The sequence below is a fragment of the Paraburkholderia sp. IW21 genome, from assembly GCF_041321145.1.
Lineage (GTDB): Bacteria > Pseudomonadota > Gammaproteobacteria > Burkholderiales > Burkholderiaceae > Paraburkholderia.
Genome location: NZ_JBGGWA010000009.1, coordinates 277,760 through 291,520 on the forward strand (window position 1 = coordinate 277,760; position 13,761 = coordinate 291,520).

General features: G+C 64.4%; 14 protein-coding genes. 5 read left to right on the forward strand and 9 right to left on the reverse strand.

The window, feature by feature from the left end:
• Positions 1–128: 128 nt before the first annotated feature.
• The 5 genes from sugE to ACAX43_RS22240 all read left to right on the forward strand — a co-directional run bounded on the left by sugE (position 129) and on the right by ACAX43_RS22240 (position 4,914).
• Positions 129–449: a quaternary ammonium compound efflux SMR transporter SugE gene (sugE, locus tag ACAX43_RS22220; protein WP_370710569.1), complete on the forward strand. Its 321-nt coding sequence runs from the start codon at positions 129–131 to the stop codon at positions 447–449.
• Positions 450–697: 248 nt separating this feature from the next.
• Positions 698–1,309 (forward strand): DUF4126 domain-containing protein, encoded by a 612-nt coding sequence (locus ACAX43_RS22225; protein ID WP_370710570.1) that lies wholly within the window; start codon positions 698–700, stop codon positions 1,307–1,309.
• Between the two features lie 56 nt (positions 1,310–1,365).
• Positions 1,366–3,882, forward strand: a complete 2,517-nt coding sequence (locus ACAX43_RS22230) for an ABC transporter permease (RefSeq protein WP_370710633.1) — start codon at positions 1,366–1,368, stop codon at positions 3,880–3,882.
• A 29-nt stretch (positions 3,883–3,911) separates the two neighbouring features.
• Positions 3,912–4,325, forward strand: coding sequence for a group II truncated hemoglobin (locus ACAX43_RS22235; RefSeq protein ID WP_370710571.1), 414 nt, complete (start codon positions 3,912–3,914; stop codon positions 4,323–4,325).
• On the forward strand, positions 4,318–4,914 hold the full coding sequence (locus tag ACAX43_RS22240; protein ID WP_370710572.1) for a DUF924 family protein: 597 nt from the start codon (positions 4,318–4,320) through the stop codon (positions 4,912–4,914). Before ACAX43_RS22235 ends, ACAX43_RS22240 begins: the two co-directional genes overlap by 8 nt.
• Positions 4,915–4,958: 44 nt before the next feature.
• Here the strand turns inward: ACAX43_RS22240 and ACAX43_RS22245 are convergent, their stop codons facing one another.
• From ACAX43_RS22245 to ACAX43_RS22285, 9 genes are all read right to left on the reverse strand, one after another.
• The gene (locus ACAX43_RS22245; protein WP_370710573.1) at positions 4,959–6,947 is read right to left on the reverse strand and encodes an ArnT family glycosyltransferase; all 1,989 of its coding nucleotides are present in this window, start codon (positions 6,945–6,947) and stop codon (positions 4,959–4,961) included.
• Between the two features lie 250 nt (positions 6,948–7,197).
• Positions 7,198–7,944: an SDR family oxidoreductase gene (locus tag ACAX43_RS22250; protein WP_370710574.1), complete on the reverse strand. Its 747-nt coding sequence runs from the start codon at positions 7,942–7,944 to the stop codon at positions 7,198–7,200.
• 93 nt (positions 7,945–8,037) lie between these two features.
• On the reverse strand, positions 8,038–8,622 hold the full coding sequence (locus ACAX43_RS22255; RefSeq protein WP_370710575.1) for a TIGR00730 family Rossman fold protein: 585 nt from the start codon (positions 8,620–8,622) through the stop codon (positions 8,038–8,040).
• A 2-nt stretch (positions 8,623–8,624) separates the two neighbouring features.
• Entirely contained in the window at positions 8,625–9,350 is a 726-nt protein-coding gene (locus ACAX43_RS22260; RefSeq protein ID WP_370710576.1) for a TetR/AcrR family transcriptional regulator, read from the reverse strand.
• A gap of 314 nt (positions 9,351–9,664) precedes the next feature.
• On the reverse strand, positions 9,665–10,288 hold the full coding sequence (locus tag ACAX43_RS22265) for a diacylglycerol kinase (protein WP_370710577.1): 624 nt from the start codon (positions 10,286–10,288) through the stop codon (positions 9,665–9,667).
• Positions 10,289–10,308: 20 nt separating this feature from the next.
• Positions 10,309–11,340 (reverse strand): glycosyltransferase family 4 protein, encoded by a 1,032-nt coding sequence (locus tag ACAX43_RS22270; RefSeq protein WP_370710578.1) that lies wholly within the window; start codon positions 11,338–11,340, stop codon positions 10,309–10,311.
• A 30-nt stretch (positions 11,341–11,370) separates the two neighbouring features.
• Positions 11,371–12,312 (reverse strand): UDP-2,3-diacylglucosamine diphosphatase, encoded by a 942-nt coding sequence (locus ACAX43_RS22275; protein WP_370710579.1) that lies wholly within the window; start codon positions 12,310–12,312, stop codon positions 11,371–11,373.
• Between the two features lie 146 nt (positions 12,313–12,458).
• Positions 12,459–12,980, reverse strand: coding sequence for an RDD family protein (locus ACAX43_RS22280; protein WP_370710580.1), 522 nt, complete (start codon positions 12,978–12,980; stop codon positions 12,459–12,461).
• 16 nt (positions 12,981–12,996) lie between these two features.
• Positions 12,997–13,755, reverse strand: a complete 759-nt coding sequence (locus tag ACAX43_RS22285; RefSeq protein WP_370710581.1) for a DUF3106 domain-containing protein — start codon at positions 13,753–13,755, stop codon at positions 12,997–12,999.
• Between the last annotated feature and the right edge of the window lie 6 nt (positions 13,756–13,761).

Below are 13,761 nucleotides of genomic sequence, written 5' to 3' on the forward strand. Positions count from 1 at the left end.
CTGTGAACCCGTGTGGTTGGCCGCCCCCGCAGATCGGCGGCCAATTTTGGTATAATTACAGTTCGTAAGGACGACCTTGCGCATCTGCTACAAACGGGGACGGCCCCATCTCACCATGGAGCTGTCTTATGTCCTGGATTCTTCTTCTGATTGCCGGTTTGCTCGAAGTCGCCTGGGCGACCGGTCTCAAAACCTCCGAAGGTTTCACCCGGCTCTGGCCGTCCGTGTTCACGGTCGTGACCGCGCTCGGCAGCTTTGTCCTGCTCGCAATGGCGATGCGCCAGTTGCCGCTCGGCACCGCCTACGCCGTGTGGACGGGGATCGGCGCGGTCGGCGCGTTCATCTTCGGCATTGTCATGATGGGCGAGGCCTTGACGGTCGCACGCGTGGCGAGCGCGGCGCTGATCGTGATCGGATTGATCGGTTTGAAGCTGTCGTCGGGGCATTGATCTGTCATTGACCGGTCTTTTGGCACAATCCGGCGCGCCCGAACCGCACGCCTTTAGAGTCCGCCATTTGTTCGACACTCTGCGTTCTGCGAATTATCGTGGCTATAATGAGATTGAATCCAACCTGAAATTGCCCGCGGCCTATTTGGCGCGGCCGGCTTGGCGCGGGTCTGACGACTTCGGTGCGGTGGCTCCCTTTCCTTTGCACGTCGAAGCGCCCGGCACGCACAGCGCGCCTGGAGGCGGCCATGCTTGAATCACTTTCGCTTGCTGCGGGCCTCTCATGGGGCAGCGGCCTGCGCCTCTATCTGACGGTCCTGCTGGCCGGCGTGTTCGAACGTCTTGGCTTCATCCATCTTCCCGATACGCTGTCCGCGCTGTCCTCGCCGTGGGTGATCGGCGTGGCCGGCGTGTTGACGCTCACCGAATTTCTCGCCGACAAAATCCCCGCGTTCGATTCGTTATGGGACGCGGTTCATACCTTTATCCGCATTCCGGCCGGCGCCGTGCTGGCGGCCGGCGCGCTCGGCCACGCCGATCCGGCGCTGCTGACGGTCGCCGCGCTCGCGGGCGGCACCCTCGCCGGCACCGCGCATCTGGCCAAAGCGGGCACGCGCGCGCTGATCAATCTGTCGCCGGAACCGGTGTCGAATATCGTGACCTCCACCGCCGAGGACGGTCTCGTGTTCGGCGGCATGCTGCTCGCGCTGTTCGTGCCGCTGGTGTTTCTGGTGTTGATGGTGGGCTTCCTGATGCTGGCCGGCTGGGCGTTGCCGCGGCTGTGGCGCGGGGTGCAGGGCGGTTTTCGCGGCATGGCGACGCATATGGTGTCGCGTTTCGCCAGGAGCAGGCACGATTGAGCGATCCAGGACGAGGTGTGACGGCGCGCGCTCATGCAGCGCGCCGGTTTGGCGTCATGGATATGCTGCGCCAGGCCATCCGCATGACGGCGCGCGACTGGCGCGCGGGCGAACTGACCATGCTGCTGCTCGCGCTGGTGCTGGCGGTCGCGGCGTTGTCGAGCGTCGGCTTTCTGGCCGACCGCTTGCATCAGGGGCTCGAACGCGATGCGCGGCGCATGATCGCTGCGGATTTCATCGTGCGCGCCGATCATCCAGTCGATCCGCAGTTTGCGCAGCAAGCCCGGGCGCTCGGCCTTGTTACCGCCAGCACGGCAATCTTTCCCAGCATGATCAATTCGACCGGCGCACAGCCGGCCTCGCGCCTTGCCGCCATCAAGGCGGTGTCGCCGGGTTATCCGCTGCGCGGCGCGTTGCGGATCGCTTCGGCACCGGGTGCTGCTGACCATCCCACGCAATCGATCCCGCCGGCGGGCAAGGTGTGGGTCGATCAGGCGTTGCTCGACGCGTTGAAACTGCACGTCGGCGACACGGTGAAGGTCGGCAACCGCAGTTTCACGATCGGCGCGGTGATCACCCGCGAACTCGACCGGGGCTTCTCGTTCGTCAATTTCTCGCCGCGTTTGATGCTGCGCGCCGACGAAGTCCAGTCGACCGGCCTCATCACCTTCGGCAGCCGCGTGACGTACCGGCTGCTGGTGGCGGGTGCGGATGCCTCGGTGGCGCGCTTCGCGCAGTTCGCGCACGACAAGGTGGACGGCGGCAAGATGCGCGGCGTCGCGCTCGAATCGTTGCAGGACGGTCAGCCGCAGGTGCGCCAGACGCTCGATCGTGCGAGTCACTTTCTCACGCTCGTCTCGCTGCTCACCGCGTTGCTCGCGGCGGTGGCGATCGCGATGGCCGCGCATCGGTACATGCGCCGGCATCTGGACGGCTGCGCGGCGATGCGCTGTCTCGGCGTGAGCCAGGCCACGCTGCGTGGGTTGTTCACGCTTGAATTCGTCGGGCTCGGTTTGATCGGCGGCGCACTGGGTGTCGCGTTCGGTTACCTGGGGCATCTCGCGTTGCTGACGTGGCTCGGCAGTCTGATCGACGTCGTGCTGCCGTACCCGACTGCATGGCCGGCGCTCGAAGGTATCGCGGCCGGTCTCGTGCTGTTGCTCGGCTTTGCGCTGCCGCCGCTGTTGCCGTTGACGCGCGTGCCGCCGGTGCGAGTACTCCGCCGCGAATGGGGCGAAGCGGGGCGCACCGCGTGGGCTGCCTACGCGCTCGGCATTGTGCTGTTCGCCGCGCTGCTGATTGTCGCGGCGGGCGAATTGAAGCTCGGTGGCATCGTTGCGGGCGGCTTCGCTGGCGGACTGCTGGTGTTCGCGTGCATCGCGCGGCTGGCGCTGTGGGGCGCTTCGCGTGTTGTGCGCAGCGAGCGCGTGAATGCGGGGATCGGCTGGCGCTACGCGTTGGCGTCGCTGGAGCGGCGCAGCAGCGCGAGCGCGTTGCAGATCACCGCGCTCGGCATTGGCCTGATGTGCCTCTTGTTGATCGCGATGACGCGCAACGACCTGGTGGCCGGCTGGCGCAAATCGACGCCGCCCGACGCGCCGAACGAATTCGTCATCGACATCCAACCCGACCAGCGCGCGGCCGTCACGCAGTATCTGAGTGCGCACGGTGTGCCCGGCGCGGTGCTTTCGCCGATGGTGCGCGGTCGGCTGATTGCGATCAACGGCAAGCCGGTCAATCCGGATGCGTTCAAGGGCGACGATGCCAAGCGTCTCGTAGACCGCGAATTCAATCTGTCGTACACGACTGAGCTGCCCGACGACAATCGGCTCTCTGCAGGCAAATGGTACGGCGACACCAAAACACCGCAGATTTCGATCGAGCAGGGGTTGGCGAAGCTGATCAACGTGAAGCCCGGCGATACGCTGCGCTTCGACGTGACGGGTTTGCAGATCGATGCGCCGGTGACGAGTGTGCGCAAGCTCGACTGGGGTTCGTTCAAGGTCAACTTTTTCGTGCTGATGCCGCCGGCTGCATTGCAGGATTTCCCGGCGACGTTCATTACCAGCTTCCATTTGCCGCCGGAAAAACAGCCGACCATCGATGGGTTGATTGGCGCCTATCCGAACCTCACGGCAATCGACACCGCTCCGATTCTCGCGCAGGTGCAGCGCGTGTTGCAGCAGGTGATCGGCGCGGTGCAGTTCCTGTTTGCATTCACGCTCGCGGCCGGCGTGCTGGTGCTCTACGCGGCGCTTGCCGGGACGCGTGATGAGCGTATGCGAGAATCCGCGCTGCTGCGCGCGCTCGGGGCCTCGCATCGCCAGGTGCGCGCGGTGCAGATCGCCGAGTTTGTGGCGGTCGGTGCGTTGGCGGGACTGATGGCGGCGGTTGGCGCGCAAGTAATCGGCTGGGTGTTGGCTACGCGTGTGTTCGAGTTTTATCTGACTTTCGATCCGTGGATGTTGCCTGCGGGTATCGCCGCCGGCATCGCCTGTGCGGGCGTGGGTGGCTGGCTGAGCTTGCGGCATGTGCTGGCGCGGCCCGCGTTGCAATCGCTGCGGGATGCGTGATTTTTTCTTTCTTGTTTATGTGACTGGGTATGAGCGATCTTAACGACGAAGTGTCCGCCGCGCAGCCGACGGCCTTCGAACTGGTGGGCGGTGAAGCTCGCGTGCGCGAGCTGGTCGACCGGTTTTATGACTTGATGGATCTCGAAGCGGAATTCGCCGGGATTCGGACTTTGCATCCGGCGTCGCTCGAAGGCTCGCGGGACAAGTTTTTCTGGTTTTTGTGCGGATGGATGGGTGGGCCCGATCATTACATCAGCCGGTTTGGTCATCCCCGGCTGCGGGCCAGGCATATGCCATTTCCTATCGCTTCCAGCGAGCGAGACCAGTGGCTGAGATGCATGGTATGGGCGATGGCGGACGTCGGGCTTTCCGAGCCGTTGAGGGAGAGGCTGTTGGCGTCGTTCTTCGAGACTGCGGATTGGATGCGCAATCGCAATGGCTGAAAATTTAGAGGGGGCGGACGCCCGCGCGGTCCTCGCGTGCTGGTTCGGCGCCCCGAACACCCCCACCTTCGGCGAGGCGCGCAAGCTCTGGTTCTCCCGCGACAAAGCGTTCGATGCGATGCTGCTGGAACGCTTCGGGAAACTCATCGATGCTGCGCGCGAAGGTGCCCTCGATAGTTGGGAAGAAACCCCTCTCGGCGCGTTGGCGCTCGTCATCGTATTGGATCAGTTTTCCCGCAATTGCCACCGCGGCACGCCGCGCGCTTTCGCTGCGGATCATAAAGCGCTGCCCATCGCGCAACGGATGATCGCAAGCGGCACCGATCGTTTATTGCCCACCGTGCATCATCGTGCGTTCGCGTATCTCCCGTTCGAACACGACGAAACGCTCGCCAGCCAGCACGAATCGCTGCGCCTGTTCAAGCAACTGGAGGCAGAGCCGGGTGGTGCGTCCTACTACGCCTTCGCGGTCAGGCATGCCCAGATCATCGAGCGTTTCGGACGCTTTCCGCATCGCAATGCGCTGCTCGGGCGGCCCTCGACGGCGGAAGAAACGGCCTTCCTGAAAGAGCCCGGTTCGTCGTTCTAGACGCAAGACAAAAGCCTGATCGTGCTCCGCCCGGCGCTTGCGTCCTACTCGCCGTGCGCGGGCGTCGCGCGGGGCCGCACGAATACTCGCAACAGTTCTTCGGTGTCGCCCGGGCGCGCGCCCGACCAGAACAGATGCCAATCGCCTGCCGGCGCGCGCGCATTGTCGCGGCGGCTCTCTTCGATCAGCCATGTGCAACGGGTCGTGCCGGTGTTCGCGATTGGCTGATGCTCGATGCCGGTGTAGTAGTACAGCATCGGCGCTTCGGATTCGCCAAGGCCCACGCTGGCCATGCAATCGCCGTGGGTCCATGCGATATGCATGCGGGCGCCGAGGTCCTCGAACACTGAGCGGTAACTCTTCGCATAGTCGAGCCACGGCAGCAGCAGCGTGCTGACCAGTCCCCACGCGAGAATCGCGCCCGCGCACCAGCTCAGTGCGCCGCGCCATTTGCCGGTGTGCTTGAAAACCGGCAGCAGCCACAGCCAGCCGAGCGTCATCAGCAAGGCGGCAGCGATCAGCACGGGCTTGACCGGCAGCACCCAGTCGAGCGGCAACCAGCGGCCGAGACGATGCAGCGACGCATGCGTGTCGACCGGATTGCTCATGATCGACCAGATGATCCACGCGAGCGCGGCCGTGCTGCCGAACAGCACCCGGCTCGTCATGTCCCAGCTTGCATGCAGGCGCTGCGGCAGCCTCTCGATGCCCTGCATCGCCAGCAGCGCGAGCGGTGCGATGAACGGCAGAATGTACAGTTCTCGGACCGTTGCCGAGCTTTGCAGCACGGCGAAGCCGGTGCCTGCGAAGATCACGGGCAGCGCGACGCGCGGATCGCGCCAGCGCCGCCACGCCCCACCGGCGAGGGCGGCCAATGCCAACGGTACGACCGGGAAGCCGACGCTCAACACGCTGCGCAGCACGAACAGACGGCTCTCGTTTTCAGACCCGAGTTCGGCGACTGAAAAGCCGAAGAAGCGGCCGATGTTGTTGTCCCACAGCCAGACCTTGAAGAGCGCTTCGGAGCGTAGATAGAAACAGATCGGCCAGATCAGCGCGAACGGCGCGCAGACCAGTGCGGCGATGCCGAGAGCCCTTGCAAAGCTGCGGGTGCGGCAGGCGGGATACAGCACCAGCACCGCAACGGTCGTCGCCCCGAACACGAGCGGCACGAACAGGCCCTTTGCCAGCAACGACACGCCCACGCCCGCGCCGAACATGGCCGCGCTACCCAGAATTGCGCGGCGTCTGCGGTCTTCGTCGACCGGCAGCAGGCGGGCCTCGTCGCGCAGATGCAGCAGCACCAGTTCGAACAGTCCGCAGAAGCCGATCGCGGCGCCGGCCATCAGCGCGACGTCCGTCATCATGTCGTGTACGTGTTTGATGACGACGAGTGTGCTCGCGAACAACGCAAGCGTGCCGATCACGCGGACATCGAGCCAGCTCGACGCGGCCACCGCGCGACGGGCGACGCGCGCGGTGTAATAAGCCGTCAGTCCGGCGAACAGCGCGCTCGCGAGGCGTGCCGCATCGTGCAAAGGCAGGTAGCGGCCGAATATCCACGCGAGGCCGGCGGCGACCCAGTCGTAGATAGGCGGCTTTTCGACGAAGGGCTGGCCGGCATTGGTCGGTACGACCAGATCGCCGGTGTTGAGCATGTGCTGGATGATGCCGAACGTATAGGTCTCGTCCTGCTTCCAGGGATCGTGGCCCAAGGTGCCGGGCAGGAGCCACGCGCACAGGATCGCCAGCGCGATGAGCCACAGGAGCGGACGGGCCGCGGTGAGCGCGCGCAAGCGCGGGGCGCCACGCGCAGCGAGAGCGGCGGGGTCAGCGTGACCGGCAGGGGCGGGGGGGCTTGCGGGCGTTGCGGCTTCGGCAAGGTGGCCGCCTGGTGAGGCCGCGGCGGTTTCGGCAAAGGGTGCCGAGCCGGGGTGCGTGAGCTCGGGTGCACCATCGGCAGGCCCGGCCGGCGCAGACGTCGCAACCGCGACGTTCCCCGTGCGCCAAGGCGCGGATGGGTTTTCGTACATGAGAATCTCTGATCGCCGCACGCGGCGACATGGGCCGCGGACTGAAGCTCTGGCTGTGCGTCGCATGCGGTTGCATGCAAACGCTGCGATTGTAGTCCCGTTTTATTACGGTTGATTGCAGAAAAGGTGGGGAGTATGGCCGCAAGCTGGACGGATCCCGCCGATTCCTCGTCAGATCGACGGGAATGGGAGTCGGAAAGTAAAACCCGGCCGCGTGGACCCGCCGGCCACGCTGACAGAAGAGCCGCGATTAACGTCCGCCGGCGACGTCGAGCAGCGCGCCTGTCACGTACGATGCCGCGTCGCCCAGCAACCAGACGATCGCCTCGGCGACTTCGTCGGCGCTGCCGGGGCGGCCCAACGGCGTGGTTGCGCCGAGCTGGGCGGCGCGCTCGGGCTTGCCGCCGCTGGCGTGGATTTCGGTGTCGATCAGGCCCGGGCGCACCGCGTTCACACGCACGCCTTGCGGGCCGAGTTCCTTGGCGAGGCCGATGGTCATCGTGTCGACGGCGCCTTTCGAGCCGGCGTAGTCGACATATTCGTTCGGCGATCCCAAACGCGCCGCCGCCGACGAGATATTCACGATCACGCCACCCGCGCCACCACGGGTTGTCGACATCCGGCGTGCGGCTTCGCGTGCGCACAGATACGCACCGAGCACGTTCACGTCGAACATGCGCTTCAGACGCGCGAGGTCCATATCCGCGAGCTGGCTCGACGGCGCGACGATCCCGGCATTGTTGACGAGCGCATCGGGGCGGCCGAATGTCTGCTCGAACGCGTCGAACATCGCGATCACGTCGGCTTCGTTGGCAACGTCGCCGGCAATCGGTAGTGCGTGGCCGCCGGCGCGTTCCACTTCAGCAACGGTTTCCTGCGCGGCTGCCAGATTCTGCGCGTAGTTCACGCCGACCGACCAGCCGCGCGCGCCCAGCAAACGTGCGGTCGCGCGGCCGATGCCGCGGCTGCCACCGGTGATCAGAACGGCTTTCGTCATTGCAACCTCATCGTTCGGGTAAGGGCCGCAGGGAACGTGCGGCCGGTGTTCGGAAGATCGAAGCAGCGCGCCAGGCAAGCGCGGCAACGGAAATCAAACGGCGTCGCGTTTGATGGCCCATTTGTCGCTGGCAGGCGGCTGATAGCGCTGCAGCTTATCGATCAGCGCGACGGGATCGGCATCCATTTGCAGGATGTCGAAGTAGGTCTGGCGCATGAAGCCTTCGTCTACCGTGTGCTTGAGCAGCGCGATCAGCGGATCGTAGAAGCCGTCGATATTCAGCAGTGCCACCGGCTTCTGGTGATAGCCGAGTTGCGCCCACGTGTAGACCTCGAAGAGCTCTTCGAGCGTGCCCACGCCGCCCGGCATCGCGACGAACGCATCGGACAGGTCGGCCATCATCTTCTTGCGATGATGCATGTCGGGCACCACATGCAGTTCGGTCAAGCCGTTGTGCCCGACTTCCTTGTTGACCAGCAACTCGGGAATCACGCCGATCGCGCGGCCGCCTTCGGCCATCACCGTATCGGCGATCACACCCATCAGGCCCACCTTGCCGCCGCCATAGACCAGCGCGAGATCGGCTTCGACCAGCGCGCGGCCGAACGCGCGCGCGGCTTCGGCATACAACGGTTTGGCTCCGTCGGAGGAGCCGCAATATACACACACCGACTTCATGCTCAAGCGTCCTTCGGTTCGTTACGGGGCGCGGCGCCATCCTTTGGCGGCAGGTAATCGTAGAATTCGCGCTTGGGCAGCTTGCCCGAGACAAGATCGTCGAAAATCTGCCGCGAGCGGCCGCGCAGATAAGGCGCCATCAGCGACACGATCTGCACGCTCACCTGATGCAGTTCCGCGCGAATCGTTTCCTGCTCGTTGTACTTGCGCGGATTCATCACGAACTGATACGACAGCCAGTATGTCGCGATCACGCCGATGTTGGTCGCGATCACGTGCAGTTCTTCGGACGTTGCGACCATTTCGCCGTCCGCCACGAGCTGCTCGCAGAACTGGCTCGCAAAGCGCACCTTGTGGCTGATGATCTGCTTGAAGTGTGTTTCCAGCGTGCGGTTGCGCGCCAGCAGATCGTTCAGATCACGATACAGAAAGCGATAGCGCCAGGTGAAATCGACCATGTACTGCAGGTACGACCACATTTCGTCGATGGTGGCGCGGTGGTCGTCGGGGAAACGCAGACGCTTTTCGATCTCCTGCTCGAACTGGCTGAAGATGCTGTTGATGATGTCGTCTTTGTTGCGGAAGTGGTAGTACAGGTTGCCTGGACTAATTTCCATTTCCTCGGCAATCGTCGTCGTCGTGACGTTCGGCTCGCCGATCTCGTTGAACAGCTTCAACGACAGTTCGAGGATCCGTTCGCGGGTGCGGCGGGGAGGTTTGGCTTCCATGTAGTCCGGCCCTGGTTACACCGGGCTGGGCGCGTGGCGGCGTGCCGCTGCTGCGTGATCCACCCGGACGCGGTTGGTATAGTCGAGCGCGCCCCCACACCTGTCGCTGCCCGACAGGCCCCCCAAGCGGACCATCCCCCAATCCCCAAGGGGACTTCCTTCGGGGCGGGGGACTTCCTGCGGAGCGGAAAACGTGGGGCGACCCAGCGTTTTCCTGTGAGACTATCGGTCGATTATAAACCGACCGTTCTTATATCAAGCGGATACTCAGGGTTTTCATTGCTCAGGGCGCCCTGGAGGGGGGCGCCTCGGCTTCATAGCCACGCTTTGAGCCAGCGCACGGCGAGCGGTCCGACAATCAGCACCCAGGTCATCAGGCACATGCCGAGCGCGACCATTACCGCCGCGCTGCCGAGATCCTTGGCCCGGCGCGACAACTCGTGGCGTTCGAGCGAAATCCGGTCGATGGCCGCTTCCAGGCTCGAATTCAGCAACTCGACGATCAGCACCAGCAGCACCGAGCCGAGCAGCAACACGCGCGACACGGGATCGACCGGCACCAGCACGCCGCACGGAATCAGGATCGCGGCGAGCGTGAGTTCCTGGCGGAACGCGCTTTCCTCGCGGATCGCCACCCGAAACCCGGCGAGCGAATTTTTCATCGCGTGCCACGCGCGGGTCAGGCCGCGATTGCCTTTGTACGGATTGAAGGGGAGCGGCGCGAGCGGATCGTCGGGGCTGAGCGGTTCAGGGTGGGTTTCGCTGTCGAAGCTCGCGCCGTTCATGCCATGCAAACCATTCGCATGACTGACATGATCGGGCGTGCCATGCTCGCTCACGTCGTCGAACGGTTCGATGCTTTCAGTGCCGGCGTCGGCATCAACGGCGTGCAACGCGCCGTTCGAGGCGCGTGCCACGGTAGAGTTTCGGGTTCGCATAAACGGCTCGGCGCGTCGCCTCATGCGGCGGCGCTTTCCTCGCTGTACGACGTGCGCGGCAGCGGCTTCAGATGCGCGGCGAACTGTTCGGATGCGGCGGCCCACGAGAAGCGTTCAGCCCACGCGCGCGCATGGCCGCGATCGATTTTCAGCGCTTCGAGACAAGCCTCGCGTAAGTCTTCGTGCATGGCGCCCGCGCCGCCGTCGGCGAGTACGTCGATCGGGCCGGTCACCGGATACGCCGCGACCGGCGTGCCGCAGGCCAGCGCTTCGAGCAACACGAGGCCGAAGGTATCGGTGCGGCTCGGGAACACGAATACGTCGGCGGCTGCATAGACCTTGGCCAGTTCGGCTTGCGTCAGCACGCCCAGGTAATTCGCTTGCGGATAGCGCGATTTCAGTTCGGCAAGCGCCGGACCTTCGCCCGCGACCCACTTCGAGCCGGGCAGATCGAGCTTGAGAAACGCCTCGACGTTCTTCTCGACCGCCACGCGTCCCACATACAGAAAGATCGGCCGCGCGGTGTTGAGGACCTTCGAGTCCATCGGGTGAAAGATCTCCAGATCGACGCCGCGGGTCCACAGCACGACATTGGTGAAGCCGAATTTTTCGAGGTCGGTCTTGACCACGGGCGTGGGCGCCATGACCGCCAGCGACGGCTTGTGGAACCAGTGCAGAAACTTGTAGGTCGCCGCGAGCGGAATGCCGAAACGCGCCTGGACGTATTCGGGAAAGCGCGTGTGGTAGGCCGTCGTGAACGGCAGCTTATGCTGGATGGCATAAGCGCGCGCGGCCATGCCGAGCGGGCCTTCGGTGGCGATATGCAGCGCGTCGGGCGCGAACTCGTCGATACGCTGACGCAGCTTGCGGCGCGGCAACAGCGACAGGCGAATCTCGGGATAAGTCGGGCACGGAATCGTCCTGAATTCGAGCGGCGTCAGAAGGTCGACGCGGTGGCCAAGCGCAATGAGTTCGCGCGTGGTGTTTTTCAGCGTGCGCACGACGCCATTGACCTGCGGTTCCCATGCGTCGGTGACGATCATGATCTTCATCGGTTTCGGCTTAATAGAAGTGGAGAGGGACTACGCGGTCGCCCGGGCCTTTTGCACGCCGACTTCCGGTGCGCGCATCACGGTCCAGTAGATCACCTTGAGTTCGCCTTCATACGTCTCGACGAGTGCCGACAGGCTTTCGACCCAATCGCCGTCGTTGCAATACAGCACGCCGTCGATGTCGCGGATCTCAGCTTTGTGGATATGTCCGCAGACCACGCCGTCGCAGCCGCGGCGGCGTGCTTCGTCGGTCATCACGCGTTCGAACGACGAGATGAAATTCACTGCGTTCTTCACCTGATGCTTCAGGTATTGCGACAGCGACCAGTACGGAAAGCCGAGCCGGCTGCGGATCCGGTTGAACCAGCGGTTCAGGATCAGGATCATCGTGTAGAGCGTGTCGCCGAGATAAGCGAGCCACTTCGCGTGCTGGATCACGCCGTCGAACAGATCGCCGTGCACGATCCACAGGCGCTTGCCGGCGAGCGTCGTGTGGAACGCTTCGCCGCGCACGTGGATATCGCCGAACGCGAGATCGCAGAACTGGCGCGCGGCTTCGTCGTGATTGCCCGGCACGTAGATGACCTGGGTGCCTTTACGCGCTTTGCGCAGCACCTTCTGCACGACGTCGTTGTGCGCCTGCGGCCAGTACCAGCCTTTTTTCAGCTGCCAGCCGTCGATGATGTCGCCGACGAGGTACAGGTATTCCGACTCGTTATACCGCAGGAAGTCGAGCAGATAGGGCGCCTGACAACCGCTCGAGCCGAGATGGATGTCGGACAGCCAGATCGTGCGATAGCGATGCGGTTCGGCGTGCTCATCGTCGTGATGGCCGGCGTGCGAGTCGAGCGGTAACGACGGTACAGGTAACGGCAGTCCGTGACTTGGATTGAGGTCCGGGCGGAACGCGACGGGGTCGACGCTCGGGCCGGTCTGACGGAACAGGGAAGTCGCGGACGTTTTGGGGTCCATGGCTCACGCGTCGAGTTGCGGTGCCCGTATTGCGCCAGTTGCGCGTGACCGTGCCGTGACAGTCACGAGAAGTTCTTCTGACTGTGTCGGGTGAGGGAGGCTACGTTAGGGGAGCGGCGAAGTGGGGAGAAGGACGGCGAGTTTGCTCAGCCTGCGACGCTGATCACGCGCGTGCCGGCGAGACGGTCGTGCAGGAATTGACGTTGCGGACCGACGCGGCCGGTGGCGGCCCACAGCGCGAACCAGATCGCGGCGATCACCAGCGTTTGCGGCACGGCGAGGCTCAGCAACGGATGCAGCGCCAGGGGCGGCAAAAACCATAGCCACGCCAGCACGTAACGAACCATCGCGCGGCTGGCGGATAGCGGGGCGCCGTTAGCGGCAACGACGCGTAGGTGCCACGTTTTCATCGGCAGAGTCTGGCCGCTGTGGGTCCAGAACCAGACGAAATAGAGACCGACCACGAGGCCGATCCATGCCGCGAGAAGGTTGTGATGGGTCAGGCCGTTGCGCTGCTGTGTCAAGGTGCTGAACAGATAGCCGGCGATGAACACCACGCCGAACAGGATCACGGCTTCGTAGAGCAACGCGGCGAGGCGCCGGCGAACGGTGGGTGTGGTGACGGATGAATCGGCGGCAAGGGGCGGAGTGGCGAGCGACTGGGACATGGTGGTCGGGTGCGGATCAGGAGCCGTTGAAGATCGACGGCGCCTCGGCCGGGGAAACCGGCACCGGCGTGGCAGGCACGAAGCTGCCTGCGGCGGGAATCGCCGGCATGGAAGCCGGTCTCGGCAATGAGGCGGCCGCCGCGGCACTCGCCGATGCGGCGCCGCTTGCGCCATGGTCGCGGGCATTGACCAGACGGTCCAGCCCCTTGATTTCGGTCCTGCCCGACGGCGGCGCGCTAACCACGCTGGGCCGCCGCTTGCGCTCGCTCGCGGCGAGCCGCTCCTTCTGTTCTTCCGGCAACTGCTGATAAGCCTTCCACGCATTCTGGCGGGCTTCGCGCGGCAGTTCCTTCGACACCTGGTAATTTTCGCGTGCGACGCGCCGCTGATCAGGCGTCATGCGCACCCATTCAGTCATTCGGTCATGCAGACGCTTTTGGGCATCTGGCGATAATTTGGGGTAACGCAACGCGATCTTGATCCATTTTCGCTTGCGTTCGTCGCTGAAGGAATCCCATTCGCTGGCGAACGGCGCGAGCGCAATGTGCTCGGCCGAGCTCAGACGCGACCATGCCATCGGGCTATTGCTGTCGGACAGGCTCGGCAGATTGACGGCGAGAGTAGGCGTGGGCGCCTTGGCAGTCGCATTGCTGCCGGCGACAGGCGCGCTCGCGGTCGACGGGCTCGGATAAAAGCGCGGATACGTCGCGGCAAACGACACCAGGGCCGCAATTGCGCATCCGAAAACAACGGCCAGGCCGCGCTTGTAACTCACCCGAGG